The 26,505-nt window shown below is 56.1% G+C and carries 27 protein-coding genes, 2 pseudogenes and 1 riboswitch; of the genes and pseudogenes, 17 read left to right on the forward strand and 12 right to left on the reverse strand.

All coding sequences use genetic code 11. The annotated features are described in order from the left end of the window. Nucleotides 1–70 precede the first annotated feature (70 nt). From hrpB to ACXLHR_RS10450, 3 genes are all read left to right on the forward strand, one after another. Complete coding sequence (gene hrpB, locus ACXLHR_RS10440) at nt 71–2,482, forward strand: ATP-dependent helicase HrpB (protein WP_458791374.1); 2,412 nt, start codon at nt 71–73, stop codon at nt 2,480–2,482. Between the two features lie 80 nt (nt 2,483–2,562). Continuing rightward, nucleotides 2,563–3,009, forward strand: a complete 447-nt coding sequence (locus ACXLHR_RS10445; RefSeq protein ID WP_458791375.1) for an NUDIX hydrolase — start codon at nt 2,563–2,565, stop codon at nt 3,007–3,009. Between the two features lie 88 nt (nt 3,010–3,097). Then, entirely contained in the window at nt 3,098–4,579 is a 1,482-nt protein-coding gene (locus tag ACXLHR_RS10450; RefSeq protein ID WP_458791376.1) for an inorganic phosphate transporter, read from the forward strand. A 90-nt stretch (nt 4,580–4,669) separates the two neighbouring features. Here the strand turns inward: ACXLHR_RS10450 and argF are convergent, their stop codons facing one another. From argF to ACXLHR_RS10465, 3 genes are all read right to left on the reverse strand, one after another. After that, on the reverse strand, nt 4,670–5,575 hold the full coding sequence (gene argF / locus ACXLHR_RS10455; RefSeq protein ID WP_458791377.1) for an ornithine carbamoyltransferase: 906 nt from the start codon (nt 5,573–5,575) through the stop codon (nt 4,670–4,672). A gap of 60 nt (nt 5,576–5,635) precedes the next feature. After that, a complete protein-coding gene (locus ACXLHR_RS10460) occupies nt 5,636–6,814 on the reverse strand; it encodes an acetylornithine transaminase (protein ID WP_458791378.1) in 1,179 nt (392 codons plus the stop codon). Between the two features lie 188 nt (nt 6,815–7,002). Continuing rightward, the gene (locus ACXLHR_RS10465; protein WP_458791379.1) at nt 7,003–7,806 is read right to left on the reverse strand and encodes an ABC transporter permease; all 804 of its coding nucleotides are present in this window, start codon (nt 7,804–7,806) and stop codon (nt 7,003–7,005) included. Between the two features lie 131 nt (nt 7,807–7,937). Between ACXLHR_RS10465 and ACXLHR_RS10470 the strand changes: the two genes are divergently transcribed. The 6 genes and pseudogenes from ACXLHR_RS10470 to ACXLHR_RS10495 all read left to right on the forward strand — a co-directional run bounded on the left by ACXLHR_RS10470 (nt 7,938) and on the right by ACXLHR_RS10495 (nt 13,406). Then, nucleotides 7,938–8,549 (forward strand): GcrA family cell cycle regulator, encoded by a 612-nt coding sequence (locus tag ACXLHR_RS10470; RefSeq protein ID WP_458791380.1) that lies wholly within the window; start codon nt 7,938–7,940, stop codon nt 8,547–8,549. Between the two features lie 551 nt (nt 8,550–9,100). After that, on the forward strand, nt 9,101–10,348 hold the full coding sequence (locus tag ACXLHR_RS10475) for a hypothetical protein (RefSeq protein WP_458791381.1): 1,248 nt from the start codon (nt 9,101–9,103) through the stop codon (nt 10,346–10,348). Nucleotides 10,349–10,556: 208 nt separating this feature from the next. Then, nucleotides 10,557–11,948, forward strand: coding sequence for a 30S ribosomal protein S12 methylthiotransferase RimO (rimO, locus tag ACXLHR_RS10480; RefSeq protein ID WP_458791382.1), 1,392 nt, complete (start codon nt 10,557–10,559; stop codon nt 11,946–11,948). Continuing rightward, nucleotides 11,945–12,310 (forward strand): hypothetical protein, encoded by a 366-nt coding sequence (locus ACXLHR_RS10485; protein WP_458791383.1) that lies wholly within the window; start codon nt 11,945–11,947, stop codon nt 12,308–12,310. Before rimO ends, ACXLHR_RS10485 begins: the two co-directional genes overlap by 4 nt. A 30-nt stretch (nt 12,311–12,340) precedes the next feature. After that, nucleotides 12,341–12,670, forward strand: a pseudogene (locus ACXLHR_RS10490) (DUF4145 domain-containing protein); the annotation flags it as partial. A 361-nt stretch (nt 12,671–13,031) separates the two neighbouring features. Next, entirely contained in the window at nt 13,032–13,406 is a 375-nt protein-coding gene (locus ACXLHR_RS10495; RefSeq protein WP_458791384.1) for a thiol-disulfide oxidoreductase DCC family protein, read from the forward strand. A 30-nt stretch (nt 13,407–13,436) separates the two neighbouring features. Here ACXLHR_RS10495 and ACXLHR_RS10500 read toward each other — a convergent pair whose 3' ends face one another. Further along, nucleotides 13,437–13,784, reverse strand: a complete 348-nt coding sequence (locus tag ACXLHR_RS10500) for a YigZ family protein (RefSeq protein ID WP_458791385.1) — start codon at nt 13,782–13,784, stop codon at nt 13,437–13,439. A 170-nt stretch (nt 13,785–13,954) separates the two neighbouring features. On the opposite strand from ACXLHR_RS10500, the gene ACXLHR_RS10505 reads away from it, so the two are divergent. Next, on the forward strand, nt 13,955–14,212 hold the full coding sequence (locus ACXLHR_RS10505) for a hypothetical protein (RefSeq protein ID WP_458791386.1): 258 nt from the start codon (nt 13,955–13,957) through the stop codon (nt 14,210–14,212). On the opposite strand, the gene ACXLHR_RS10510 is transcribed toward ACXLHR_RS10505, so the two are convergent. Continuing rightward, nucleotides 14,196–14,615 carry a 6,7-dimethyl-8-ribityllumazine synthase gene (locus ACXLHR_RS10510; protein WP_458791387.1) on the reverse strand — a complete coding sequence of 140 codons (420 nt, stop codon included), beginning with the start codon at nt 14,613–14,615 and terminating at the stop codon, nt 14,196–14,198. The genes ACXLHR_RS10505 and ACXLHR_RS10510 overlap by 17 nt on opposite strands. A gap of 69 nt (nt 14,616–14,684) precedes the next feature. Further along, nucleotides 14,685–14,814: riboswitch (FMN riboswitch) on the reverse strand. Between the two features lie 40 nt (nt 14,815–14,854). After that, nucleotides 14,855–15,541 (reverse strand): M48 family metalloprotease, encoded by a 687-nt coding sequence (locus ACXLHR_RS10515; protein WP_458791388.1) that lies wholly within the window; start codon nt 15,539–15,541, stop codon nt 14,855–14,857. Between the two features lie 117 nt (nt 15,542–15,658). On the opposite strand from ACXLHR_RS10515, the gene ACXLHR_RS10520 reads away from it, so the two are divergent. The 3 genes and pseudogenes from ACXLHR_RS10520 to ACXLHR_RS10530 form a co-directional block, all read left to right on the forward strand. Beyond that, the gene (locus ACXLHR_RS10520; protein WP_458791389.1) at nt 15,659–15,898 is read left to right on the forward strand and encodes a hypothetical protein; all 240 of its coding nucleotides are present in this window, start codon (nt 15,659–15,661) and stop codon (nt 15,896–15,898) included. A gap of 40 nt (nt 15,899–15,938) precedes the next feature. Next, nucleotides 15,939–17,024: a class II histone deacetylase gene (locus ACXLHR_RS10525; RefSeq protein ID WP_458791390.1), complete on the forward strand. Its 1,086-nt coding sequence runs from the start codon at nt 15,939–15,941 to the stop codon at nt 17,022–17,024. Then, a pseudogene (locus tag ACXLHR_RS10530) lies at nt 16,999–17,176 on the forward strand (IS3 family transposase); the annotation flags it as partial. The gene ACXLHR_RS10525 and the pseudogene ACXLHR_RS10530, both read left to right, overlap by 26 nt. A gap of 171 nt (nt 17,177–17,347) precedes the next feature. On the opposite strand, the gene ACXLHR_RS10535 reads toward ACXLHR_RS10530, so the two are convergent. The 5 genes from ACXLHR_RS10535 to ACXLHR_RS10555 all read right to left on the reverse strand — a co-directional run bounded on the left by ACXLHR_RS10535 (nt 17,348) and on the right by ACXLHR_RS10555 (nt 21,547). Next, entirely contained in the window at nt 17,348–17,851 is a 504-nt protein-coding gene (locus ACXLHR_RS10535) for an NYN domain-containing protein (protein WP_458791391.1), read from the reverse strand. A gap of 90 nt (nt 17,852–17,941) precedes the next feature. Further along, nucleotides 17,942–18,196: a GlsB/YeaQ/YmgE family stress response membrane protein gene (locus tag ACXLHR_RS10540; RefSeq protein WP_458791392.1), complete on the reverse strand. Its 255-nt coding sequence runs from the start codon at nt 18,194–18,196 to the stop codon at nt 17,942–17,944. A gap of 101 nt (nt 18,197–18,297) precedes the next feature. Next, nucleotides 18,298–19,524, reverse strand: coding sequence for an ABC transporter permease (locus tag ACXLHR_RS10545; protein ID WP_458792525.1), 1,227 nt, complete (start codon nt 19,522–19,524; stop codon nt 18,298–18,300). A 101-nt stretch (nt 19,525–19,625) separates the two neighbouring features. Beyond that, nucleotides 19,626–20,426: a taurine ABC transporter ATP-binding protein gene (locus ACXLHR_RS10550; protein ID WP_458791393.1), complete on the reverse strand. Its 801-nt coding sequence runs from the start codon at nt 20,424–20,426 to the stop codon at nt 19,626–19,628. A gap of 116 nt (nt 20,427–20,542) precedes the next feature. Then, entirely contained in the window at nt 20,543–21,547 is a 1,005-nt protein-coding gene (locus tag ACXLHR_RS10555; protein ID WP_458791394.1) for a taurine ABC transporter substrate-binding protein, read from the reverse strand. Nucleotides 21,548–21,901: 354 nt separating this feature from the next. Here ACXLHR_RS10555 and ACXLHR_RS10560 point away from each other — a divergent pair, with 354 nt between their 5' ends. Beyond that, nucleotides 21,902–23,287 (forward strand): aminotransferase family protein, encoded by a 1,386-nt coding sequence (locus ACXLHR_RS10560; RefSeq protein ID WP_458791395.1) that lies wholly within the window; start codon nt 21,902–21,904, stop codon nt 23,285–23,287. Nucleotides 23,288–23,511: 224 nt separating this feature from the next. Beyond that, nucleotides 23,512–23,931 (forward strand): PACE efflux transporter, encoded by a 420-nt coding sequence (locus ACXLHR_RS10565; protein ID WP_458792526.1) that lies wholly within the window; start codon nt 23,512–23,514, stop codon nt 23,929–23,931. Between the two features lie 175 nt (nt 23,932–24,106). Here ACXLHR_RS10565 and ACXLHR_RS10570 read toward each other — a convergent pair whose 3' ends face one another. Then, the gene (locus ACXLHR_RS10570) at nt 24,107–24,658 is read right to left on the reverse strand and encodes a hypothetical protein (protein WP_458791396.1); all 552 of its coding nucleotides are present in this window, start codon (nt 24,656–24,658) and stop codon (nt 24,107–24,109) included. A gap of 237 nt (nt 24,659–24,895) precedes the next feature. On the opposite strand from ACXLHR_RS10570, the gene ACXLHR_RS10575 reads away from it, so the two are divergent. Next, on the forward strand, nt 24,896–25,873 hold the full coding sequence (locus ACXLHR_RS10575; RefSeq protein WP_458791397.1) for a YHYH protein: 978 nt from the start codon (nt 24,896–24,898) through the stop codon (nt 25,871–25,873). Beyond that, nucleotides 25,870–26,475, forward strand: coding sequence for a YbhB/YbcL family Raf kinase inhibitor-like protein (locus ACXLHR_RS10580; RefSeq protein ID WP_458791398.1), 606 nt, complete (start codon nt 25,870–25,872; stop codon nt 26,473–26,475). The genes ACXLHR_RS10575 and ACXLHR_RS10580 overlap by 4 nt, the downstream gene beginning before the upstream one ends. Nucleotides 26,476–26,505: the final 30 nt, after the last annotated feature.

Raw genomic sequence — 26,505 nt, forward strand, 5'->3', positions numbered from 1 at the left:
GTTGCTGAGTACTCTTACCGCTTCTGCAGTCGCACTTGACCCATCGCCTCATTCCCTTAAGACCAACCGCATGACCACACTTCCCATCGACGCCATCCTCCCCGACCTCATCACGGCCCTGCGCAGTCACGGCCGCGCCGTTTTGCAAGCCCCGCCCGGTGCTGGTAAAACCACCCGCGTCCCCCTCGCCATGCTCGCCGCAAACGACGTGCAAGGCCGCATCATCATGATCGAACCGCGCCGCCTCGCCACCCGCGCCGCAGCCGAACGCTTGTCCGAGACGCTAAACGAACCCGTCGGCCAAACCGTCGGTTACAAAATGCGCGGCGAAGTGAAAATCAGCAACGCCACCCGCATCGAAGTCGTCACCGACGGCATCCTCACCCGCATGTTGCAATCGGACCCCGAACTGAAAGGCATCGGCGCAATCATCTTCGACGAATTTCATGAACGCGCCCTTAACGCCGATCTGGCCCTCGCTCTGGCTTGGGAAATCCGCAGCGTCCTGCGCCCCGACCTTCAAATCCTCGTGATGTCCGCCACCCTCGACGCAGGCCCCGTGGCCGAAATGCTCGACAACGCCCCCATCCTCACATCACAGGGACGCGCCTTCCCCGTCACCACAGAGCACCTCGCCAAAGCCCTTGGCAAAGGCACCCGCCTCGAACACGCCACCGCCGATCTGATCGTTCACGCCGTCTCCGAGACCGCAGGCGGCGTCCTCGTCTTTCTCCCCGGCGAAGGTGAAATCCGCCGCGTTGAAGCAGCCCTCTCTGGTCGCCTGCCCCCCAACTGCTCCGTGCGCCCACTTTACGGCGCGCTCCCCTTTGCCGCCCAACGTGCTGCCATCGCCCCCGTGACCCAAGGGCGCAAAATCGTGCTCTCCACCTCCATCGCGGAAACCTCACTGACCATCGAAGACATCCGCGTCGTCATCGACGCAGGCCGCTCACGCCGCGCCCGCTTTGATCCCGCCTCCGGCATGTCGCGGCTTGTGACCGAAAAAGTCAGCCGCGCAGAAGCCACGCAGCGCGCAGGCCGCGCAGGCCGCGTCGCTGAAGGTGTCTGCTATAAGTTATGGACAAAAGGCGAAGATGGCGCTCTGCCCGCCTTCCCACCCGCTGAAATCGAAGCCGCTGATCTGGCTCCGCTCGCACTCGAACTCGCCACATGGGGCAGCGACGATCTGGCCTTCCTCACCCCGCCACCCATCGGCACACTCACAGAGGCCCGCCGCCTGCTGCAATCACTCGGCGCACTCGACACACACGACAAAATCACTCCCCACGGCCGCGCTCTCGCAAACCTCCCGCTGCAACCGCGTTTGGCCCACATGCTCCTTGTCGCAGGCAAACAAGCCGCCCCCCTCGCCGCCCTCCTCGCTGCCCGCGACCCCCTGCGCGGCGCACCCGTCGACCTGACCTTACGCATCAACGCCCTGCGCGGTCGCTACACCGGTCCGGGCCAAATCAACCACGCCGCGCTCGCCACCATCAAATCCGAAATCCCGCGCCTCTCAAAAGGCCTACCAAATCCGGCCCCCATGTCCCTCGCCGCCATGGCCGCCCTCGCCTACCCTGACCGGATCGGGTTACGGCGCAAAGGCGACGCGCCCCGCTATGTCCTCTCCGGCGGCAAGGGGGCGATCCTCGACGCAACTGATCCACTCGCAGGACAACGCCTGATCGTGGCCACCGACCTTGACGGCGACACCCGCGAAGCACCGATCAGACAGGCGGCAATGATCTCGGACTCCGAACTGCGCGCCCTCTTCCCCGACCAAATCGCATGGGTCGATATCTGCACATGGTCACGGCGCGACGGCAAAGTCCTGACACGGTCCCAAGAACAATTCGGCGCACTTGCCCTCGACGACCGGAACTGGACAGAGGCCCCCGCCGAGGACGTGGCCGTCGCCATGCTTGAGGGCGTGCGCCAGCTCGGCCTCAAATCATCACCCGCCGCTGACCGCTTTCGCGCCAGAGTTGCGCTCATCGACGATCTGCCCGCCCTGGACGACACCACCCTCCTACAAACTCTCGACATCTGGCTGCTCCCCCATCTCAATGGCGTGCGCTCCACCGCCGACTGGAAAGCATTCGATCTGCTGCCCGCCCTGCGCGCCATGCTCGACTGGGACCAAAACCAACGCCTCGACGCAAAAGCCCCCGCACATTTCACCACCCCCTTGGGACGCAAAATCCCCATCGACTATGCAGGCGACGCCCCCGAAATCACCCTGCGCCTGCAAGAAATGTTCGGCCAAACCACGCATCCGACTGTGGGCAAAACCCCCCTACGCGTCGTCCTGCTCTCACCGGGCCAAAAACCCGTACAAACCACTCAAGACATCGTCGGCTTCTGGGCCACATCCTACGCAGACGTGCGGCGCGACATGCGCGGACGGTATCCGCGCCACCCTTGGCCCGAAGATCCGACCCAAGCCGACCCGACCCTGCGCGCAAAACCGCGCGGGACATAACCAGACAGTTGTAATTCGGCCACGCACATGTTAACTGTTACTTAATAAAATAAGAATAATAGCAGGTTACCATGAGTTCTTTGATCCATACCATTTGGACGAACGCGGTTCGTCCCCTCTTTCAACGTCCGCCCGTTTTGCAACTGGCGGCGCTTTGCCAACGCACGACTAAAAACGGCAAAGAGGTGTTATTGGTCAGCTCGTCCTCAGGGCGCTGGATCTTGCCAAAAGGTTGGCCAATCGACGGGCTCTCCGCCGCGCAAGCCGCACAACAGGAAGCATGGGAAGAAGGCGGCGTAAAATCCACCGTCGCCAGCAATCGCGCCATGGGCTCGTTCCTGTCGCGTAAAACCTACGACAGCGGCTTTTGGGTGCCTTGCGAAACTAAAGTGTTCGAACTCGACGTAGACGCGGTCGCCAACGACTACCCTGAAGTACATAAACGCGAACGGGTCTGGGTCTCTCCTGCACAGGCTGCCAGCATGGTTGACAACGATGGGCTCAAATCGCTTTTGGCTAACTATTAGACAATCATGACTATGCGCAGTTGATCTGCGCGCCCGTCAGCGTTACCCCCGCAATCTAGACAATTGATTGCCGTCGAAGGGGCTTGCAATGACCGAAGAGAAAACCGACCGCCATTGGCATACGCTTGACCGCGACTTGGGACGTATCGCCAGCGTCGAATACGCAGGGCAGATCGTGGCCCGACCGTTGGTTGGTATTGGTATAGCGCTTGGTTTCATCATTATCGCAGCTTTGTTCGTTGCTATATTTTTCAATGGTACATCAACCTCTTACGTCGTCGTCGCCGCCGCCGCCATCGGCGCATATATGGCCGTAAACATCGGCGCAAACGACGTGGCCAACAACATGGGCCCCGCAGTTGGCGCCAATGCGATGACAATGGGCGTGGCAATTGCGATTGCCGCGATCTTCGAAACCGCAGGCGCATTACTGGCAGGCGGCGACGTGGTTTCGACCATCTCAAAAGGAATCATCGACCCGCAAAGTGTCGCCGGACACGATGTATTCATCTGGGCCATGATGGCCGCCCTGCTTTCATCTGCGATCTGGGTCAATATGGCCACATGGGTCGGCGCACCGGTTTCGACCACTCACTCTGTCGTGGGCGGCGTGATGGGCGCGGGCATTGCTGCGGCAGGATTTGCCGCGGTGAACTGGCCCACAATGGGTGCAATCGCCGCGAGCTGGATCATATCGCCCGTGCTTGGGGGCGCAGTGGCGGCCCTGTTTTTATGGTTCATCAAAACAACAATCATCTATCAGGACGATAAAATCGCAGCGGCACGTCGCTGGGTCCCTGTACTGATCGGCATTATGGCAGGGGTTTTCGCGACCTATCTGACCATGAAAGGCTTTCAAAAACTCATCAGCGTTGACTTAAGCACCGCCCTGCTCATCGGTTTTGCCATCGCCGTCGCCGTCTATCTCGTTTCTCGCCCACTGATCCGCCGCCAATCCGAAGGCTTGGAAAACCGTAATAAATCTCTCAAAGTGCTCTTTTCCGTGCCTCTGGTGCTGTCAGCTGCCTTGCTCTCATTTGCACATGGCGCCAACGACGTGGCAAACGCCGTCGGCCCACTGGCAGCAATTGTGCACGCCGACCAATACGGCACCTTTGCAGGCGAAGTGAACATCCCACTCTGGGTCATGGTCATTGGTGCATTCGGCATCTCGTTCGGCCTAATCCTGTTTGGCCCGAAACTGATCCGCATGGTCGGCAGCCAGATCACAAAACTGAACCCGATGCGGGCCTATTGTGTGGCACTTTCGGCCGCGATTACGGTGATTATAGCAAGCTGGCTGGGCCTGCCCGTATCCTCCACACATATCGCGGTTGGCGGTATCTTCGGGGTCGGCTTCTTCCGCGAATACCACGCCGAGCGCCGCCTGCGGATCTCAAAACAGACCCGCCCCGAAACCTCACATATCGCCCCCGAAGAACGCCGTCGCCGCAAACTCGTGCGCCGCTCCCACTTTATGACAATCATCGCAGCATGGGTCATCACCGTACCCGCGGCGGCCTTCATGTCCGGCGTCATCTTCCTGATCCTGCACACATTATTCGTCTGACAAAAAATCCCGCCGCAAACCAAATGCGGCGGGATCTCCCGTTTTTCTATGTCGCCTCAAACTCTCGCCAGAGGCTTTCAGATGACAAACTCAAACACCCAAACAGTGGCGCATAATCGCCTTTTGCACATGCAACCTGTTCTCTGCCTCATCAAAAATAACCGAGTGCTTGCCGTCCATCACCGATGATGTGGCCTCATCGTCACGGTGGGCAGGCAGACAATGCATGAACAACGCATCCGGATTTGCCTTGGCCATCAACGCATCATTGACCTGATAACCACGCAGCTGGTTATGACGCCGCTCGCGGGCAGATTGCGGATCATGCATCGACACCCAAGTATCCGTCACCACCAGATCCGCCCCCTGCACCGCCACATGCGGATCGCGCTCGACGGTATACAACCCGTCCAAGGCAGGCTCAGGGTCAAGCGTCGGCGGCCCGGTGAACACCAACTCGAAATCAAACTGCTTGGCAGCATGTGCAAAACTGGCAAACACGTTATTACCATCTCCCGACCAAACAACCTTACGGCCCTTGATCGGCCCGTTATGCTCTTCAAAAGTCATAATATCCGCCATGATCTGACAAGGATGCGTGCGGTTGGTCAGCCCGTTGATCACAGGCACAGATGCATGTTCAGCCATGTCCATCAGGGTCTGTTCCTCAAAAGTGCGGATCATAATCAAATCAACGTAGCGCGATAAAACCTGGGCGGTATCGGCAATGGTTTCTCCGTGGCCCAACTGCATATCCGTCCCCGATAGCACCAGCGTCTGCCCGCCCATCTGGCGCACACCCACGTCAAAACTCACGCGTGTACGCGTAGATGGTTTTTCGAAAATCAGCGCGATCATTTTACCGTCAAGCGGCAGATCAGCGTCCAACGCGCCTTTGGATAGCCCCGCGCGCGCGTCTTTGATGCGCCGTGCGTTGGCGATGATGTCAAACAGGTCGGATTGCGGTGTCGTATGGATATCTAAAAAATGTGTCATAAATCTTTTCGCTTTTGGCTGGCAAGGCTGGGGGCTCGCCCCCAAACCCCCAACATATTTTTACTTGGAAGAAACGGACGTGGCAGCGGCGTCAAGCAGCTCCACAGCCGTAGAGATATCGTCATCGGAAATGTTCAAAGGCGGCAATAAACGGATCACGTTATCCGCCGCAGGAACGGTCAAAACCCCTGCATCATACCCCGCGCTCACAACATCGGTATTCACCGCTTTGCACTTGAGACCCAGCATTAACCCCATACCCCGCACGCTCTCAAATACTTGAGGGTGCGCGGCGACCAGCCCTTCCAGCTTCTGACGCAGCAATCCGCTCTTGCGGTTTACCTCCGCTAGAAACGCATCATCTGCGATAATTTCCATCACCTTGCCACCAACCGCACAGGCCAGCGGATTGCCACCGTAAGTCGAGCCATGCGTACCAGCCCCCATGCCCGACGCCGCGTTCTCGCTCGCCAGAACCGCCCCCAAAGGAAACCCGCCGCCAATCCCCTTGGCAACCATCATAATATCAGGCGTCACTCCGGCCCATTCATGCGCAAACAACTTGCCCGTACGCCCCATGCCACATTGCACTTCGTCGAGCATCATCAGGATGCCGTGTTCATCGCAGAGGTCGCGCAGCCCCTTCAGGCAGGCGTCTGGCAATGGCCGAATGCCGCCTTCACCTTGCACCGGTTCAACCAGGATACCCGCAACTGTCGGGGATTTGGCCGCTTCGGTCAGCGCCTCGTGATCGCCAAACTCCAGATGCACAAAGCCGGGCAACAACGGCCCAAACCCCTTGGTCATCTTCTCGGACCCCGCTGCCGAAATCCCTGCACTTGACCGCCCATGGAACGACCCCGAAAACGTGATAATCTCGTGGCGCTCAGGCTGGCCTTTATCATACCAATATTTACGGGCCATCTTCACTGCCAACTCACAGGCCTCAGTCCCCGAATTCGTGAAAAACACCGTATCGGCAAATGTCTTATCCACCAGCGCATCCGCCAGCTTTTGCTGGGCCGGAATGTTATACAAGTTCGAAACATGCCACAGGTTTTGCGCCTGCTGCGTGAGTGCCTCGACCAAAGCAGGGGCCGCATGACCCAACGCGTTCACCGCAATTCCCGCACCCAAATCCAAAAAGCGTCGGCCGTCAGCCTCAATCAACCAAGAGCCCTCACCCTTAACAAACGTCAACGGGGCGCGTGAATAGGTGGGCAAAATAGATGGGATCATAGCGGATCAGCCTTTGCTGGATAAAAGAAGCCCGATTGGTGCCAATGGCAGGGCGTCATGTCAATGGAAAATGGGGGATTTAGAGGACACAGTTAGACGGACGCGGTTAGCGTCGGCGTCGGACCACATATGTCGTTTGTATCATCATGAGGCGACCCTACGAAAGCCGCCCCATGCGCGCAAGTGGTTTATGCCTTCAGGCGATATCCACGATCCATCCAAGTCCAGCAAACACCAATCACCACAGCACACGCCGCGCCAACAACGATCAACCCGACCCACGGACTACTATCAGACACACCAATCATGCCACGACGAACCCCGTCGATAATATAGAAAAACGGATTGGCATGCGACATGGCTTGCAACCAGCTGGGCAACGCATCAATCGAATAAAACGTGCCCGACAAAAACGCGAGCGGTGTAATCAAAAAGTTTGAAATCGCTGACAGCTGGTCAAATTTATTGGCATAAATTCCCGCAATCATCCCAAGCCCCCCCATCAGGATCGACCCTAACAACACAAACACAATCACCCACACAGGGTTTTGCATGCCAACGCCCAAAAACACCCAGCACCCAAGCGCAATCACCACAGCAACCAACGCGCCACGCGCCACCGCACCACTAATATACCCCGCCACCAACTCGGCGGCCGACAACGGCGGCATCAACGTATCCACAATGTTACCCTGCACCTTGGCAGAGGCCAAACTCGACGACGTATTGGCAAACGCATTCTGAATAACCGTCATCGTCAAAATTCCGGGTGCTAGGAACGTCATAAACGGCACGCCCATCACATCGCCACGCTGTGGTCCAATCGCAATGGTGAAAATCATCAAAAACAAACCCGCATTGATCAGCGGCGCCATCACCGTCTGTGACCAAACGTTCATAAATCGCTTCACTTCACGGCGCATAAGCGTCCAAGTTCCCAGCCAATTGACGCGCCCGAAACGCCGCACGCCCATGTCAGAGTGTTGATCCATTGCTTCACCTCACTTCATTTAGGCAGATACGCTTCACATCCGCCGTCACAATGCTTACAATAGGTGATTGAAGAAATAGGCAAGGCCCGATGTGCGCTGTTACATCCCGCCAAGAACTCAAAGGAATTTGAATGTCCTGGACAGATGATCGCGTCGAGACGCTTAAAAAGATGTGGGGCGAAGGCCAGTCGGCCAGCCAGATCGCAAAAGAACTAGGCGGCGTGACACGCAACGCCGTCATCGGGAAAGTGCACCGTTTGGGGCTCTCGAACCGTGCAGGCACCACTGCGGCCGCGCCGGCCAAAGCTGCCAAAGAAAAGCCAGCGGTGAAAACCGCGACCAAAGCCCCCGCCAAGCCAAAACCGGTGCCAGCCGCGAAAACGGTCATCGAGGCCAGCGACAAGAAAGTAGAGGAAGAAGTCCTCGAACTTGACGAGAACGGGATCCCCATCTCTGCAGCCCGCCGTGCGATTATTCCGGCAGGTCAACCTCTGCCGCCACAGCCGTCAGCGAACGAAATTTCGCCCGAAGCCTTGGCAAAAGTCTCCGAGGTCGAAAAAGGCTCCAAACGGATCGGCCTGATGGAATTGACCGAAAAGACATGCAAATGGCCCGTTGGCGATCCGGCGACCGAGGATTTCTGGTTCTGCGGATTGAACGTGCAAACCGGCAAACCCTACTGCGAAGCTCACGTCGGCGTGGCATTCCAGCCAATGTCATCACGGCGCGACAGACGCCGCTAAGCGCAGCGCATGGGTTAGCCCCCATCCTACACACCACAGGGCTGTCACTTTACGTGGCGGCCCTTTTCTTTTGACGCACAGGGACCACTGTAGGACTGGCGCGGCACCCGCGACCTTCTGCCTTCCAATACACCAAAATTTCCCGGCTGATGGCCGACACAATCAACAGTGCGCCCGACATCAACAGCGCTACGCAAATCTCGGAACTCATCAAATTGTGCTAAGCTCATTAGTGCGCCACCAACCACTCACTGCTGGTGACGCACCAAAAATGGAGATTTAGAATCTCCGACTTTAAAAATCCGATAGTGGTAAATGGGCAGAAGCTCTACGTTCTACGCAGGTGAAAATGCACCCACGGCCAAAACGCTTTACCAAAATCGGCAGTGCGAAATGAAGACTTGCACCGATGTCATTACTCTCTCAAACTGAAAAAACATAAAGTGACATAAAGGTGTTTACCACTGATTACGCTGACTCTCACCCAAGCAGGCGTCGACCTGCAAAAGGACGGGCACCTAATACACCGCGTCAACGCCCGTAAATGGGCCATGTTCTTGTGTCTTCTGGCATCACGCGAACAGATTGGTGGCCCCCCCTTGGCCTTCAACCACATCTACCAGCAAGCCAGTTTTTCGCAGGGCCGCAAAGGGCATAAATCCACGCGCACAGTCGAAATCGAAATCGACAACTTCCGCCGTTCGATGGATAAATTCGGGTTGGTGATCGTCAAACAGCGCCACGGCGCAGCACTCGCATATACCTTGGATCTCACCCGCTGCACGGTGGATACCGCCGCCGCATTTTCAAATCGACTGAACATGTTACGCGGCAGCACCGACACTTTGGGCGACTGGATTGCGGCGCCGCTCATACTCCATCTGAAATGGCTTTTTACGCTCATGCGCAGCAAAGTAGAATTTGCACAAGGCCGCGCCCAACATGCACTTACCCTGCAAAAGCAGGCGCTTGGCATGGTAGACGATCCGTTTTTGATCGCGGTGACCTACGCCGAGATCGCGCGCATAACATATCGCGCCGATAGTGACCTTGCACTTGATCTGCGCGATCAGGCCATGTCATTTGCACAAAGCGGCGTAATGACGGGCGTGATGGCCCAGATTTTCGCGCCGCGCATTCAGGTCTCGTTCGCCTTTCTCGATGACGTGGACCCGCTGGTGCAATGCCAAAAACTTGACGTGTCCGTGGCAAACTACCTGACTGCGGGCATCGATGTGGCCGGATTATGTCGTGCGCTGAATTCGCGTGGATTAATGCGTAGACGGGCGATGATGGACACGGCGGGCATCGCAGATTTTCAACTTGCCAGCGCCCTTTCTGTGACTGCAAACGACCCCGATCTTGCCCAAGCAAGCCTGTTTAACATCCTCGCCTGTCTGGAATTTAGCGACACAGTGCCCGCCGCCGTAAAAGTCGAAGGCGCAGAACTTTGCTTCTGGTTCTGCACAAAACTCAACGTTGGCGGCGACAGCGTGCAGGCCGAATTGCTACTGGCACAATTCCATATCGAAGCCACAAATTTCTCCAAAGCCCTAACCACAATCCACCGCGCGGTAAAAATCATGTCCGGCGAACGCAACCCCGCAGATGTCGCATTCTTTTTCTATACAATCGCCAACCTCCGCCTTGCTGAAGCCCGCCACACAAACACTCCGCCCTCCGAACGCGCCATCCTCGCCAGATTAACCCGCTCAGGACGCATCTACGCCCGCGTCGGCAACGTCATCGGTATTCGCAAAGTCACCCGCCTTATCGCCACCTTAGACGCAAAACCCTAACAAAGCCTGAACCGGTTCCAAAAACCAGGCCCCAGAAAAAAGAGACGCGAGCGCGCAAGGCCGATTTGTACCGCGCCCATCATCTGCAAAAACGCATTTAATTGCTAAATCTGCCCTGAATCAGAGTGAAAATATTCGCAACCGCGAGGCCCCACACCCGCCCCGCAACATCTTCCCAATCCTTCGCCCCCGATATACAACGCACCCCATGACACAAAACCCGCCATCCCTGCGCCCCGACCTCGCCCCGACCGCCCGCTTCAGCGAGCCAAAACGTGACGGCCAGCCCACCATCGGAATGGTCTCGCTTGGCTGCCCCAAAGCACTGGTCGATAGCGAACGCATCCTCACCCGCCTGCGCGCCGAAGGCTACGCAATCTCGCCCGATTACGCGGGCGCAGACGCCGTCATCGTCAATACCTGCGGCTTCCTCGACTCAGCCAAGGCCGAATCCCTCGACGCCATCGGCGAAGCCCTCAAAGAGAATGGCAAAGTCATTGTCACAGGCTGCTTAGGGGCCGAACCCGACTACATCCGCGAACATCACCCCCAAATTCTGGCGGTTACAGGACCACACCAGTACGAACAGGTCCTCGACGCGGTCCACCTCGCCGTGCCGCCATCTCCCGACCCCTTCATCGACCTTTTGCCAGCCACAGGCGTCACGCTCACGCCGCGCCACTACAGCTACCTCAAAATTTCCGAGGGCTGTAACCACAAGTGCAAATTCTGCATCATCCCTGACATGCGCGGCAAACTGGCATCCCGTCCCGCCCACGCCGTCCTGCGCGAAGCCGAAAAGCTGGTGCAAGCAGGCGTCAAAGAACTGCTGGTCATCTCCCAAGACACCTCCGCCTACGGGCTCGATCGCAAATACGACGTGAACCCGTGGGGCGACGGCGAGGTCCGCTCGCATATCCTCGACCTCTCACGCGAACTCGGCAAACTCGGCGCATGGGTACGCCTGCACTACGTCTACCCCTACCCACACGTGCGCGACCTGATCCCGCTCATGGCCGACCCGTCCAACGGCATCTTGCCTTACCTCGATATCCCGTTCCAACACTCACACCCAGACGTCCTGCGGCGCATGGCCCGCCCCGCCGCAGGTGCCAAAACGCTGGACGAAATCCGTGCATGGCGCGAAATCTGCCCCGACATCACCCTGCGCTCGACCTTCATCGTCGGCTACCCGGGTGAAACGGAAGAAGAATTCCAACACCTGCTCGACTGGCTGGACGAGGCGCAACTCGACCGCGTCGGCTGCTTTCAATACGAAAATGTCGCAGGCGCACGCTCCAACGCCCTGCCCGATCACGTCAGCCCCGAAGTCAAACAAGACCGCTGGGACCGCTTCATGGAAAAAGCCCAAGCCATCTCGGCCGCCAAACTCGAAGCCAAAGTAGGCAAAACCCTCCAAGTCATCGTGGACGACATCGACGAAGACGGCATCGCGACGTGCCGGACATGGGCCGACGCGCCAGAGATCGACGGGAACTTGTTTATTGATGAGGGGACGGATGTGTTGAAGGTTGGGGATGTTGTGAAGGTGGTTGTTGAGGAAGCGAGTGAGTATGATTTGTGGGGGGCTTTACTATGATTGATCGTAAATTGCTGCAATGGGGAAACTCAAGAAATAACCTAGCTAACTTTACCTGTTCCCGATGCTCATCTGGACGTTTAGAACCTACAGAAGAGCTCAAAGGATATCATCCTCCTTACTCTTCCAACTGGCAGTCTGATGGCGGTGGTTGGGAAGATATCGAACTTTCATTAACTGCAAAATTGCGATGTTCAAACGATGTTTGCGGCGAAGAAGCGATACTTCGTGGTGTTGGCGGAGTCGAACCAGACTACGAACAAGGACCCAATGGCACGCTTGATGAGTATTTCTTTGTAACATGCATTTCTCCTTCACCTTACCTCATTGAACTGCCTAAAAGCCTGCCGCAGCCTGTATAGGATGAACTTACTAATTCTTTTGAGGTATTTTGGTTCAATAAGAAACTAGCAGCAAACGCCATCCGAAATAGTCTTGAAGCATTACTGACCCATTTCGGAGTGCCCGACGAAGTTGACGGAAAGTGGGTTTCTTTTGGAAATCGCCTACGCTCGTATGCCGAACAAAATAGCACACACACCGATTTCTTTAGCCTCCTAAGACCCATAATAAATTCAGGAAGCCATGGAGACAAAATTGAAACAGAGACAATTCTTGACATCTATGAAGCACTCGAGATTTTCCTTGAGGACGTTTTCAATGATCGTTCCAAACGATTTACTGAATTGACGGATCGACTTCGCCAACGCCAATCTGACTAAGGCAACGGTCTGAATGGTTTTCTATCAGGTAAATTTAGCTTGTATTGAAACGAAGCCTATTCGTTCTTCTCTTGCCCAGCTTCGCTGGGCAGCGCCCGGACCTCCCCCGTGGGGAGGGCGCTTCGCACCCGCCCCGAGGTCCAAGCGCCGCGCATTAATCAAACGAAACGCTTCACACCCCCTGCGCTGCGCGCGTTCACTGCTCAAACTGTCCTCGACAGTTTGCAAGACGCAGTTCCCCCCCTCGGTCCACGCGCTGGCTGATAGAGAGGGTAAACTTCGCGTCTATCGCCCCCCCCCTGTGCTACGCACGCATCCTTAACCCCATTGAAACCACCCCCCACCATACTACCTCAAAAACATGGAAAAACCAGCAACCACCGCCGTCCTCTTCAACGCCGAATGTCCCGTCTGCAATTTCGAGGTCACGCATTACGCGGACTATGCAGCAAAGAACGGCTTGCCGATCCGCTTTGACGACCTTAACTCCAACGCCTTGGCCAACTGGGATTTAACACCCGATCAAGCCGCCCGCAGACTCTACGTCGTGCATGAAGGCGAATTATTCTCAGGCATAGCAGGGTTCTTGGTCCTATGGCGTCAGATGCCGCGCTATCACTGGTTAGCAAAGATTGTGGGCCTGCCTGTCATACATCAGATCAGTGACCTCGCGTATGACTACATACTGGCCCCTATGATCTACCGCTGGCATCTTCGTCGTAAATCCAAACATTAACAAATACTTACCTTATCCGCAGATAAGGTTTTACCTTTCCAACCAAACCCGCACACACTCCTGCACATGCCGAAACCGATCCCCGCCCAGATGCTTGCCGCCATACCACCGCGTCACCACGACAATCTGGCCCACAACCTCCGCACGCTCCAACATCCGCAAAATCACCATCCCAGCCCCGCTTTCCCCGTCATCGGCCTTTAGCGGCGTCCCGTCGGGCAAGATCACCCCCCATGTATTATGCGTCGCCTTGGCGAACTTCTTGATGCGGCACAGCTCTTTAATGAACGCGCCCGCGTCGTCGGACGACCCGCAAGGCCCGCCCGAAACCGCGTATTTTGACCCGCGATCCTTAACCACATTTTCAATAATTTGCATTACACAACGACCCAAGGTTCAAATTGACGCCACCCGCGCCATTGTTACCAAGACTTAAAGGAGATCGCCCCTGTATCCAACCGCCACCGTTCCCGAACGAATTGCCGACGGATTTATGCATTTTATCGGCGTTTCAGGCGCGTTGATTGGGACGATTTATCTATTGAGCATTGGCACCTTCCCCGGCGCCACAGCCGTCTACGGCGTTACACTGGCTCAGCCCGTTCCTGATCTGGCCACTGTCCGGCAAAGCGCCCGCCATGATGATCCGGCTGATCGCCGCAGGTGGCCTGATCTACCCCCTTGGCATGCCGTTCTGTCTGGCCAAGGCGATGCCATTTTCCACCGCACTATGGCACGGCATTGTTGTCATCGCCTCTGGCTGTTTTCTGGTTGCTATCGCGATTGGCGTCAGCAGTCTTTCGTGACGATTAACGCGGCCTTTGCCGCCTCGCGGCCTTTTTCGACAAAGTGTTCCGCATAGATCTTAATGTGATGATCTGTGTCTTGGAAATGGTGCGGCGTCAGCGAAACCGACAAGATCGGCACACCTGTATCAAGCCCCACACGCATCAGCCCGTCAACTACCGCGCTTGCGACAAAATCATGGCGATAAATGCCGCCATCCACGACCAAAGCGGCACAAGCCACCGCGCCGTATTTCCCCGTCTTCGCAAGGGTTTGCGCCATCAACGGCATCTCGAATGCGCCCGGCACATCGAACACATCCACTTGCGCGGCAGGTATTATTTCGCAAAATCCATCCAACGCGCGATCCACGATTTGTGAATGCCACGCGGCTTTGATGAAGGCGTATCTGGTGAGTGTCATTTAGGGTCTCCTTAACTGCGACACGTCACTCGAAGGCGCGATCACACGCGACGCCCCAAAAGGGCGCACACGCGTTCTCTCTCATCCGGACTATGACCGTCGGCTCAGGAATTAAACCTGATCTGCTGACCTTGGAAACCACCAAGCGCTCGCGGGCTATACCGCCGGTGGGGAATTGCACCCCGCCCTGAGAACATAGCGGTGATGCATGATTGAGAAAGCCGAGACAAGCGCAATTACTACATTCGCGATACAGCACGCTGCACGGTTGCAAGGCGGTCGCCATTGGCGGGGTGTGAGCCAAGGAATTTATGTCCAGGATCAGGAATACGCAGAAAGAATTCCGCACCTTTTAACGGATCATAGCCCGCTTGCTTGGCGATAACTGCGCCCATCGCGTCAGCTTCCAACTCAAAGTTTTTCGAATAGGTCCGCGCACCAATTTCCGCCCCGATTTCTGCCCCCCGACGGATCGATTCTTCGCTGCCGCCTGACAGCACATACGCCAGCCCGCCAAGGATTTGCGCCCCGGCAAGTGCGCTTTGGTTTTGTCGCGTGATGTGGCCCATAATATGATGCGCGACCTCGTGGGACATAATGAACGCCAACTCGTCGCGGTTGCGCGCCTCTGCGATTAAAGGCACGGTAAAAGCGATCACCGGACGACCTGTGTCGTCTTGGGTTTGGAACGCGTTTGCCGGCGCGCCGCGGGTCTCGTCAACCACAATCAAAAAGTCGCAGTTGAGTGTGGGTGCGCGTTGCACGCACAGCGCCTCTGCCACCGGCTCCACGGCTTCGACCACGGCGACCAGATTGCGGATCGCGGTGCGCGCAGGCAAAGGGTCGCCCGCGTCGACGGGCGCAAACACCGGCGTGCGTGCGCAAGCCGCCATGCCAAGGAAAAAAGTAAAAGTCAGGAACCGCATCGCGCCAATCGATTATTATTTGTCGCCCTAGTCTAGCATCATTCCCTGCGCGGGCCAGCCCTATCAGGCGCACAATCGCGCGATTGAATTCTCAGTCAACATCATTAAGTTAGACATATGTTTACAATAGAGCACGACTATGACGCCACCGTTATCACCCTTGTGGATGAGGACAAAAACCCACTTCTAGAGGATGTTGTGATCAACACCTTTGAGGATCAGGTGACTGTATCGCAATGGGACCCACGCACCGATCAGATGATGACGGTAACGTTTTCACTAAGTCAGGCGCGGGATTTGAAGGCGGCACTGGATTTGCCCGAAGGAATCTACAGGATACGTCCAGAGGCGGATTAATTTGCCCCGGATTGCTGCGTAGTTAGATAAGGATACGACAATGAGCACGGGGTTTTTCTGGGACGAGCAGTGTTTTTGGCACGGTGGCGGGAATTACGCAGGCATGTTGCCGGTAGGCGGGTTGGTCCAGCCGATGAATGGCGGCTTGCCTGAAAGCCCCGAAACAAAGCGCCGCCTCAAAAACCTGATGGATGTGACGGGCCTATCGGGCGAATTGATGATGCAAGGGGCCGCTCCTGCAACATACGATGATCTGTTGCGCGTGCATCCGGCGCATTATCTGGATGCGTTTCAGGCATTATCCGATACTGGCGGTGGCGAAATGGGCGCGCGCACACCGTTCGGTCCAGGCGGGTTCGAGATCGCGGCACTTTCGGCGGGACTGGCAAAAGCGGCGCTGATTGCCGTGCTAGAGGGCCGCTTGAGCAATGCCTACGCGCTGTCGCGCCCTCCCGGTCATCATTGTCTGCCCGACTACCCGAACGGGTTTTGCTTGCTCAATAACATTGGCGTCGCGATCGAGGCCGCAAAAGCGGCAGGGCTTGCGAAAAAGTTTGCCGTGCTGGATTGGGATGTGCATCACGGCAATGGCACCGAGGCGGTGTTTTATGACCGCGATGATGTGTTGACGGTTTCCATTCACCAAGACCGCAATTACCCGATGGATACCGGTGCCTTTGCCGACCGTGGTCGCGGTGCGGGTCTGGGGTATAACCTGAACATTCCGCTGCCACCCGGTGTCGGGCATACGGGGTATCTCGCGGCAATGGACAGGCTTGCCCTGCCCGCGATCCGTGACTTTGCGCCGGATGTTTTGATTGTTGCCTGCGGTTATGATGCCGCCGCGAATGACCCGCTGGGCCGCATGTTGGCGACCGCAGAGACATTTCGCGCGATGACCCGCCGTGTGATGGATACCACCACAAAAATCGTCATGGTGCATGAGGGCGGTTATTCTGAAACCTATGTGCCGTTTTGCGGTCACGCGGTGCTGCAAGAGATGTCGGGCAGCCAGATCGCGGCCCCTGACCCTTTTGGCGACGTCTTCCCCCTGCGCCAACCGGACGCGCGCTTTGACGCATATTTAAACGGGGTTCTGGGGGATATGTGCTTGGATCAACTCTAAACGCCATCCATGTAAATATGGCGGCAAGCCATCCGTCGTTGTTGATAATAAATTCGATGTCGAGGCACCCAACATGGTCTGGGTAACAGATTTCACCTAGATCAAAGTTCTCTTATCTGGCGGTCGCGATCGACGTGTATTCGCGACCTATTGCGAAGCTGAGCCGACGTGGAAACTGGACGGCCTACAAGCGCCTTCAATCTACTGAAACGCGAACGCATTTGCCGCAAGATCCGTAACCTTCTGCCCCCGCTGGATCGAAGTCGCTAAACGCCGCCTGTCTGTGCACAACAGCACACCGCCGCCACAACCAGCACTGACCGCTAAAGCGACTGCCACTGCACTCCGCCACCCTTTACGGTTCCGCGCACGATACGGCCTTTTTTACCCACAATCGGATACCGCACTTTCCAGTCACGAAACCGGTCGTTGCTGACCACACGCAACCCGCGCGACGTCGCAACCTTCAGAATACTTTCGTCCGCCACGACACCCTTATCCACGACATGGACAGCCTTGACAGGCAGCGCCAAAAGCCGCGCCATCTGCACATCAGTCATATACTGCCCCTGCAATTTATATCCGATATTGGCATCAAAGATGACATAAGGCGTGAACCCTTTGGCGCGCAAATCATCCACCACGCGGGTCAGCACGACGGGCGACGGATCACCGCCCCAAAACAGCACATTGGAACCATCCACAACGATGGTGTTCGCGGGCTTGGACGGCGACGCTTTGCGGCCCCAAAGCACCCGCAACAGATAAATAACCAGCAGCGCAAAAGCACCGATGCCCAGCAGGGCCAGATCAGATAATTCACTCATAAGCAAAGTCGTAGCCAGAGCAAGTTACATGCGCAACGCAAAAGGGGCTGGCGTGATGCCAACCCCTTTCAAAAACCTCGCGTGGCTTATTTATGCACGTCTGACCAGCTTGATCAGGAATAGCAAAATCACCGCACCCAGCGTGGCGTGGATGATTGATCCCACAATACCGCCGCCAAAACCAAGGCCGATCGCAGGGAAAATCAGTCCCGCAACAAATGCACCGACGATGCCGACAACGATGTTGCCTAGCAAGCCAAAGCCAAAGCCCTTGACGATCAGACCGGCCAACCAGCCTGCAACCGCACCAATTAGAATAATAACAAGAATGCTCTCAATGCCCATTTGTAATCCCTTTATATTTATATTGACCGCTTTTGTGCGGTCTAGCTCATTAACTCAACAGGTCATAAATGGTTCCATCACGGTAATGCGATAGGCGAAATTTACCCCTTACCCTTCCACGGGACCAAAATCCGCTCGATCCAGCGCATCAGCATATCGATACTGAACCCGATAATTCCGATCAGAATAATCCCCATCAGCACAATATCCGTCGACTGGAACTTGGACGCGACCATGATCATCATGCCAGCCCCCTTCTCGGCGGCCACTAGTTCTGCGGCCACAACCGTGCCCCAGCAAACGCCCATCGCCACCCGCGCACCGGTGAAAATCTCGGGCAGAGAATTGGGAATAATCACATAGCGCATGATCTGCCACCTGCTGGCCCCCAAGCTATACGCGGCATGCACCTTGGAAATCCGCACACCAGACACACCAGACCGCGCCGCAATCGCCATAATCCACAACGCGGCAAGGAACAGCAGAATGATCTTGCCAACTTCGCCGATCCCCGCCCAGATAATCACCAGCGGGATCAAGGCAAGCGGCGGCACAGGGCGCATAAGTTCAACAATCGGATCGAACCAACCGCGAAACCAGTTCGACAACCCCATGGCATAACCCAACGGAATTCCCACCAACGCGCCCAGCAAAAAGCCCACAATCACGCGAAACAGCGAAAATCCGAGATGCTCCATCAACGTCGAATTCCGATAGCCGCCGGTGGCAATCTCGCGAAACCGCGCCCATACGGCCTCGGGTGCTGGCAGCCAGATCGGCTCCATCTGCATTCCTTTGTCAGGCATGATGTTCAACGTGCCTTTCGGCGACATCGACACTGTGCCGAAATCGGTCTTCACCGGGTTATCAGCCGAAATCGGTTTGCCATTCACTGCCGTAATCTCGGCACCATCATCACGGCCCAGTTCGTCATTCTGATCGACGCGCAACAACTGATTGCGAAAGCTGGCAATCGAGACCGCATCATCTTTGGCAAACCCGTCACCCGGCGGTACTACAGGATTGGCGACATCCGCGCCTACCGGATAAACCACAACCGTTACCGTCGCATCATCCGACAGATCACCAGCCGTGGAAGTATAGGTAAAACCGCTCTCACCCACATATGCACCGGGCATATGCATGAATTCCGGCAGTAGTTTTGATCCGGTAAACGCCCCCCAAAACACAAAGATCAACACAATCGACACAACCGAGGCCACAGTATTGGACGTCACCGCGCTCTCGTCACCAAACGTCACCGTCTTTAACGACCGATAGTCATGCTTGGGTGTCAACATTCGTTTAATGAACGACCACACAAACATGGTCGCCAAAATCAACAGAATATAACCGGCAATAAACGGTAATGCGGCCAAAATCGTGGTGACAACCGCGACCAGTTCCCCGCCCAGATCAGCGAGCAAACTCACGCGCTTGCTCCGCCCATGATCTCTTCTTCCATGTCCCAAATCATCGACAGGATCTCCTCGCGGGTGGTGGCAAACTCAGGGTGCTTCTTCACTTCACGCAGGTCCTGCCCCACCCCCATCTCGGCAAACGGCAGGTTGTACTCGCGGTGAATACGTCCCGGACGGGGCGCCATCACGATCAAGCGCTCGCCCAGCAATAGCGCCTCCTCAACCGAGTGGGTGATCAGAACAATCGTCTTGCCAGTCTCTTTCCATAGCTTCAAAACCAGCCCCTGCATCTTTTCGCGGGTCAGGGCATCGAGCGCCCCCAGCGGTTCGTCCATCAAGATCACGTCAGGTTCATTCGCCAGACAACGGGCCAATGCGACACGCTGCTGCATACCACCCGACAACTCGTAAACCGCCTTTTCCTTGAAGTCCTGCAAGCCGACAACATCCAGTAAGTGATCAACAATCTCGCGCTTGGGGCCTGCTGTCATGCCCTTCATTTTGGGACCAAAGCCGACGTTTTCACGCACCGACATCCATTCAAACAACGCACCTTGCTGAAAGACCATGCCGCGCTCGGGACCAGGGCCATAAACGCGTTTGCCATTCAAGGTGATCGCACCAGAGGTTGGGGCCAAAAACCCCGCCACGATATTCAGCAACGTGGTCTTGCCACACCCCGAAGGACCAAGAACCGATAATAACTCGCCCGCTTTCAAATCGATTGATACATCTTTCAACGCCTGCACTGTGCCGCCATCGGGCAGATCAAAGCGCATGGAAAGCCTGTCTATCTGTAGTCCGGACATATTGTACCCCAATAATTTTCTAGAAAATTAGCCACGTCCCGCACCGAGCGCCCCCAAATTTTCTAGAGAATTTTTGGCGTGGCGCAGGGTTTTCCTACGCCAAACCAAATGCCGGATTACATATCGGCAGCAGCGGTCAGCGGACCAACATTGACGCTGTTTTCATAGCTGTCATTTGAGGACGGGATTGATCCGGCCTCCACAAACACCTCTGCCACACCCTTCATAAAGAGCGCCGCATTGCCGCCCAGCCACGCAGGCGACAATTGGTCTTCAACCGACGGGAACACAAACGTCGCCATAGTTTCGGCCGTGGCATCCTCATCCATGCCCGCATCATTTGCGATCACGGGCAGCATTTCTGCGGTCATCGACCCGTCGTTCCAACCGGCATTTGCTTTTGCAGTCACCGCGAGGAATTTGGCGACCAGATCCGGGTTTTCCGCCACAAAGTTCGCGGGCGCGGTTGTCGCATCAAACACCAGAATGCCCAGCGCTTCTTTTTCGGCGCCGGTCAGCAACACGTTGCCATGTTCTTTCATCCGGCTCAAACCGCCGCCGTAACCACAGGCCATATCAACTTGACCTTGCGCAATCGCCGCCGCACCGTCAGCAGGCGCCATATCCACAATCTCTAGCGTGGATATATCAACGCCAAAATGAGCCATCTGACGCAAGAACCCGTAATGCGCGGCCGTGCCAAGCGGCACCGCCACTTTCTTGCCCTCAAGTTCACTTACTGACTCTTTGTCGATCTCCAATGCCGCCGCGACCACACAGTTGTCATTCTCTGCATAAGACACGGCCACATCAATCACCTGAATGTCCTGACCCGCAGAGGCTGCCACGACAAAAGGCGGAATGCCCTGACTGATCGAAATCTGCACATCACCAGATGCCATCGCCGCCGACATTGCGGTGCCGGTATCAAACGAAACCCACGTGACCGGCACGCCCAGCGCCTCTTCGTAGGTCCCTTGCACCTTGGCAAACTGGAACGGCATCGGCCACTCTAGAAAATACGCAACCGTCAGATTTTCGACTTCCGCCGTGGCCTGCGTTACACCTGTCATCATGGCAACTGTCGCAGCGGCCCCCATCAAACTTGTTTTCAAAGTCATGTTGTTCTCTCCAATGTTGGTGACCCGCGTCAGGTCGTTTCACGTACAAAGTCGTCTCTGCCTTTTCACATCCTAGATGAGCATAATTTCAAAATAAGTGCTATTCCTTTTCTTTTCACACGCACGCGACACGCCCCTGCCCTGTAATTGGCCTGCAATTTCCGGTGACAAATTAATGTAATGTTACCTGCAAAACCAATAACAACGGCGAAACGTATATCTGGCTATACGCATACCCTAGATCTGGCCCTATCCGTCGGCGGCATTCCATACTCAAAGTGAAGTCAGATTACACTGCGTGACCTTTGGATTCGGGTCACGCAGCAAACCCCCTATGACCGCGGAGCATTCAAGATGGATATTCACACTTTGACCAACGATCCCGCAGGGATCATCGAGGCCGACCGCGCACACGTCTGGCACCACCTGTCGCAGCACAAACCCTATGCAAACGGTGTTGATCCGCGCATCATGGTCGAAGGCAAAGGGCTGCATATCTGGGACATTACCGGCAAGAAATACCTCGATTCGGTTTCTGGCGGCGTGTGGACAGTCAACGTTGGCTACGGGCGCAAACGGATCGCTGACGCGGTGGCCGAACAACTGACCAAAATGTGTTTTTACGGCGGCTTGGCGGGTAACATCCCGACCTCGACGTTTTCCGAAATGCTGATCGACAAGATGCCGGGGTTGGACCGCGTCTACTATGCAAGCTCAGGATCAGAAGCCAACGAAAAGGGCTTTAAAATGGTGCGCCAGATCAGCCACCTGCACCACGGCGGCAAGAAATCCAAAATCCTGTTCCGCGACCGCGACTACCACGGCACCACAATTGCCTGCCTGTCTGCGGGCGGCCAAGAGGAACGCAACGCGCAATATGGTCCCTTCACGCCGGGCTTCATCGCGATTCCGCATTGCTCGGAATACCGCGCCCAAGACGGCTCGTCGGGCGAGGCCTATACAGCCGCATCGCTCAAAGCGATTGAGGACGTGATCCTGCGCGAAGGCGCTGACACCATCGGGTCGCTCTGCCTGGAGCCGATTACGGCAGGTGGCGGCATAATCACACCGCCCATCGGTTATTGGGACGGCGTGCAGGCGCTGTGCAAAAAATACGAAATCCTGCTGCACATTGACGAAGTGGTCTGCGGATTGGGCCGCACCGGCACATGGTTCGGCTACCAGCAATTCGGCATCAAACCCGACATCGTGACAATGGCCAAAGGTGTGGCATCCGGCTACGCCGCGATTTCGTGCTGCGTCACCACAAACGCCGTATTCGACCAGTTCACCGACGACAGCAGCCATATGAACTACTTCCGCGACATCTCGACGTTCGGCGGTTGCACAGGCGGTCCCGCCGCCTCTATCGAGAACATGAAAATCCTGATCGAAGAAGACCTCTTGGGCAACTCCACTCGCGTCGGCGCGCACCTGAAAAACAACCTGCACGGCCTGATGGAAAAACACGCCTGTATCGGTGACGTGCGCGGCGTGGGCCTGTTCGCAGGCGCCGAACTGGTCATGGACCGCAAAACCAAAGAACCGATGCCCGAGAAAATGGTGCAGCAGATCACCGGCGACTGCATGGCCCAAGGGATCATCATCGGCGCAACCAACCGATCTCTGCCCGGCTACAACAACACCCTTCTGTTCGCGCCACCGCTGATCGCTACCACCGATAACATGGATGAGGTCACCGACGCCGTCAGCCGCGCCATCACCAAGGTGGTCGGCTAAAACTATCAAAGGCCCGTGCAACATCACGGGCCTTTGCAAAAACCACCAAGGTTTTTGGCGGGGGAAACCGAAGTGTTTTCACGGTAAGCCTGAATAGAGCGATTGTGGTGATAGCCTGAGGGTATTGATAACGCTGTTTGAAATCGTGTATGGTGGCTCTTGGAGGACGACCTCCGCATTGGACATTTTATCGGGACGACCCGACTATCAGTTGGGGAAATAAAATGCGAACCACTCGCGACCGTATTCGTCACGCACTCTGTTTTGAAATTATTGGGCTTCTGCTTATCGTGCCACTGGGGTCAATGGGCTTCGGCATGGACATGCATGATATTGGCGTTATCGCCATTGCTGCGGCGACTATCGCCACGCTCTGGAACTATCTTTACAACCTGCTTTTTGACCGCGCCATGAAACGCTGGAGGGGCAGTGTTCATAAGACAATCGCTTCGCGGGTTCTGCACGCAGTTCTTTTTGAGCTCGGCCTGTTATTGGCAACACTTCCCCTAATTGCTTACTATTTAGGGATCGGGCTGTGGCAAGCGTTTGTTATGGATGTGGCCTTTATCGTTTTCTACCTGATCTATGCCTTTGTGTATAACTGGGTTTACGATCAAGCCTTTCCTTTGCCCAAGGGAGCATAAGGCGGGAAAGCCGCGCCAAAGACTATTTTGATGCTATTCTTACGGGCTGCTAGGTAGACGAATGTAAGGCCCCCGCATCCGCGAGGGCCTATCACCCCCAACAAGGGCGCCTTAGATATTTCTGAAGGAAGTTTCGTGTTTTTATTGTAGGATTATTGCTCGAAAGATCGCTATTTTAGGTAGGAATGCAAAAAATCGCTTCGTCAAAGTTTGCGCACTTATAACCAAACCTCCAATAACATGCGTTACCCGAAATATTCAGGCAGATCTTGTTGCTGTGCCTCTCGATATCAAAGCATAGGTTCGCCTTCGCGATGCCCACGGATGGCGAGAAGCATACGCTAAGGTTATGTGTGCCGAAGGCGTAACTGGTGCACCAAACCGAAGCACCGGCCACGGTCAAGCAAACCTCCAGTTTAGCGGACCAATTCGAAGCATTTTTACCGCAGACCTTTAACGTCCCCTTTATTCCTACGATTTCGAAGAGCGACACTGAGAAATCTTGACTGATGCAGTCATCATTCGTCTGGGCAGTCGTTAGCGCCAAATCGGAAATCGGCGCCCCTTCTTGAGAGGTCAAGCCGTTTGACGCATCGCCGGTCAGGTTTGCAATCGCTCCCATAACCTTGGCCTTCAACTCGGGCGCTGGAATACCAGCATGTTCTGCCATCATCTTCCAATCTTCGTCGGAAGCGAACGTATCTAGCGCCGTATTTAAATCACTCATAACCAGTCCAATCTATTAAAAACATTACAACTACGCTTTGGTAGTCTTGTATGCATAGCTCTACCTTAGGTTGCATTGCAAGATGCCTGTTTTACTGCGCAGGGTTTAAGACAGTGAACACATTTCAAAAGACGATGAAGCAGTTCTGATTGGCGCCGCGCATTCACAATCGACGGAAAAATCCAAACGCAACGTATAACCATTAATATCGCCATTCATCCCATCAAAGGTATCCACATGCGTCATTTGTTCCTTCCGCCCGCCTTAGCCGCCGTTTCCTGCCTTTACGCTACGATAGGCCAAGCCCATGAAGAGTCTTTTCACTGCGAGGCGGTGACGGAATCGGTCGCGGAGGCGGGGTTTGACGATGTGGTCACGGTGACCTGCACGGATAACCAAGCCCTGATCGCAGGCGATACCTATCCGGACCACGAGATGATGACAGGTATCATCGGCACGAATGAACAGGTGCCAGTGCCTGCGGTGAATTACGCCTCGCCCATCACATTGGCCCCGGTCAGCGGGACAGAGCCGCATACCCGCGATGCGGCCCTTGGCGTCGCAGTGAACGGCGTGCCTATCTATGACTACACCGCTGGCGGAGAGATGTCGCAAGACGATCTGGCGACTTATCAGGCCAATCTGGACACCGTCGCGACGGGTCAGCTTGATGCCTGCGGCGGCCATTCCGGGCGTGGCGACGACTACCATTATCATGCCGCACCGACCTGCATGATTGACCAGATGGCGAACAAAGGCCCCGATGCAATTATTGGCTGGGCGTTTGACGGTTTTCCGATCTACTCGGATGCCAATCCTGACGGCACCGTTATCGTAGAAGGCGTTCTGGATGTGTGTAACGGGCAGTCCGACGATGTCTTTGGCTATCGCTACCACACGTCCGAAGGCGCGCCCTACATCATTCAATGCCTGATGGGTGAAGTGCCCGACATCGACGCCTTGCCGCGGGTGCGTCCCTTGGGTGCAGCAGACGGCGGTCGCGGGCCAGAGGCAGGACAGCCACCGCGCGGCGGGGTTGATGATCTGGTGTTCGTGCAGGACGAGGACGGCAGCCGGACCATGACCTACAGTTATCAGGGGGGTGACTACTACATCAAATACGCCCCGTCCGAGACCGAAAATTGCTATAACTTCGAGACCCGCACCGTGACCAACGACGGCGAATTGTTCGAGCAGGAGCTGTGCCGAGAATGACCCGTTTCCCCGCCCTAACCCTTGCACTGCTGTGCTGCACAACCGCATTACCGGCCGTTGCGCAACAAACGCCGCCGCCAAAGCCCGGTGAAGAGGCCGCCGCCCACGCAGCGGGGCCAAAGTTCACCGTCACGAGTTCCGCGCTGGTGGACGGTGCGGCCTTGCCTGATGATCTGCGCTGCACCCGCAGCGGCGGAGATGGAATGTCGCCGCCGTTGTCATGGGAAAACGAGCCCGCGGGCACGCAGGCCTATGCCATCGTCATGCAGCATTATCCCAATGGCACTTATCCGGGCGTAAACGAGCCGAGCCATTATTGGCTGGTCTGGAATATTCCGGCCGATGCAGATGGCGTGGCGCGCGGCAATCCGACCTCATTGGGCGTAGAGGGCAGCGACAAGGACCTGCGTGCCACCGGTTATACGCCGCCCTGTTCGCCAGCCGGTGCGGGCACCCATGAATACACGATCTGGGTTTATGCCCTAGATGCGCCGCTGGTTCATCTGCCGGAACAAGACGACATCGGCATCGGTTGGACTGACGTGATGGCTGCGCTGAAGGGTCATATCCTTGCAGGCGATGCCATCTCTTTCCTGAACTAAATCACAACAACTTTTACACGATTGGACACG

The organism is Yoonia sp. MH D7, assembly GCF_054439475.1.

Bases quoted from the DNA above. Each gene is read 5' to 3' on its own strand.
- ACXLHR_RS10580 (WP_458791398.1), top strand. From the start codon at position 25,870: ATGACCCGTTTCCCCGCCCTAACCCTTGCACTGCTGTGCTGCACAACC.
- ACXLHR_RS10495 (WP_458791384.1), top strand. From the start codon at position 13,032: ATGGAAAAACCAGCAACCACCGCCGTCCTCTTCAACGCCGAATGTCCC.
- ACXLHR_RS10525 (WP_458791390.1), top strand. From the start codon at position 15,939: ATGAGCACGGGGTTTTTCTGGGACGAGCAGTGTTTTTGGCACGGTGGC.
- ACXLHR_RS10535 (WP_458791391.1), bottom strand. From the start codon at position 17,851: ATGAGTGAATTATCTGATCTGGCCCTGCTGGGCATCGGTGCTTTTGCG.
- ACXLHR_RS10470 (WP_458791380.1), top strand. From the start codon at position 7,938: ATGTCCTGGACAGATGATCGCGTCGAGACGCTTAAAAAGATGTGGGGC.
- ACXLHR_RS10460 (WP_458791378.1), bottom strand. From the start codon at position 6,814: ATGATCCCATCTATTTTGCCCACCTATTCACGCGCCCCGTTGACGTTT.
- ACXLHR_RS10510 (WP_458791387.1), bottom strand. From the start codon at position 14,615: ATGACACTCACCAGATACGCCTTCATCAAAGCCGCGTGGCATTCACAA.
- ACXLHR_RS10550 (WP_458791393.1), bottom strand. From the start codon at position 20,426: ATGTCCGGACTACAGATAGACAGGCTTTCCATGCGCTTTGATCTGCCC.
- ACXLHR_RS10575 (WP_458791397.1), top strand. From the start codon at position 24,896: ATGCGTCATTTGTTCCTTCCGCCCGCCTTAGCCGCCGTTTCCTGCCTT.
- ACXLHR_RS10515 (WP_458791388.1), bottom strand. From the start codon at position 15,541: ATGCGGTTCCTGACTTTTACTTTTTTCCTTGGCATGGCGGCTTGCGCA.
- ACXLHR_RS10540 (WP_458791392.1), bottom strand. From the start codon at position 18,196: ATGGGCATTGAGAGCATTCTTGTTATTATTCTAATTGGTGCGGTTGCA.
- ACXLHR_RS10475 (WP_458791381.1), top strand. From the start codon at position 9,101: ATGTTCTTGTGTCTTCTGGCATCACGCGAACAGATTGGTGGCCCCCCC.
- ACXLHR_RS10570 (WP_458791396.1), bottom strand. From the start codon at position 24,658: ATGAGTGATTTAAATACGGCGCTAGATACGTTCGCTTCCGACGAAGAT.
- hrpB (WP_458791374.1), top strand. From the start codon at position 71: ATGACCACACTTCCCATCGACGCCATCCTCCCCGACCTCATCACGGCC.
- ACXLHR_RS10450 (WP_458791376.1), top strand. From the start codon at position 3,098: ATGACCGAAGAGAAAACCGACCGCCATTGGCATACGCTTGACCGCGAC.
- ACXLHR_RS10565 (WP_458792526.1), top strand. From the start codon at position 23,512: ATGCGAACCACTCGCGACCGTATTCGTCACGCACTCTGTTTTGAAATT.
- ACXLHR_RS10465 (WP_458791379.1), bottom strand. From the start codon at position 7,806: ATGGATCAACACTCTGACATGGGCGTGCGGCGTTTCGGGCGCGTCAAT.
- ACXLHR_RS10545 (WP_458792525.1), bottom strand. From the start codon at position 19,524: ATGTTTGTGTGGTCGTTCATTAAACGAATGTTGACACCCAAGCATGAC.
- argF (WP_458791377.1), bottom strand. From the start codon at position 5,575: ATGACACATTTTTTAGATATCCATACGACACCGCAATCCGACCTGTTT.
- rimO (WP_458791382.1), top strand. From the start codon at position 10,557: ATGACACAAAACCCGCCATCCCTGCGCCCCGACCTCGCCCCGACCGCC.
- ACXLHR_RS10560 (WP_458791395.1), top strand. From the start codon at position 21,902: ATGGATATTCACACTTTGACCAACGATCCCGCAGGGATCATCGAGGCC.
- ACXLHR_RS10500 (WP_458791385.1), bottom strand. From the start codon at position 13,784: ATGCAAATTATTGAAAATGTGGTTAAGGATCGCGGGTCAAAATACGCG.
- ACXLHR_RS10485 (WP_458791383.1), top strand. From the start codon at position 11,945: ATGATTGATCGTAAATTGCTGCAATGGGGAAACTCAAGAAATAACCTA.
- ACXLHR_RS10520 (WP_458791389.1), top strand. From the start codon at position 15,659: ATGTTTACAATAGAGCACGACTATGACGCCACCGTTATCACCCTTGTG.
- ACXLHR_RS10555 (WP_458791394.1), bottom strand. From the start codon at position 21,547: ATGACTTTGAAAACAAGTTTGATGGGGGCCGCTGCGACAGTTGCCATG.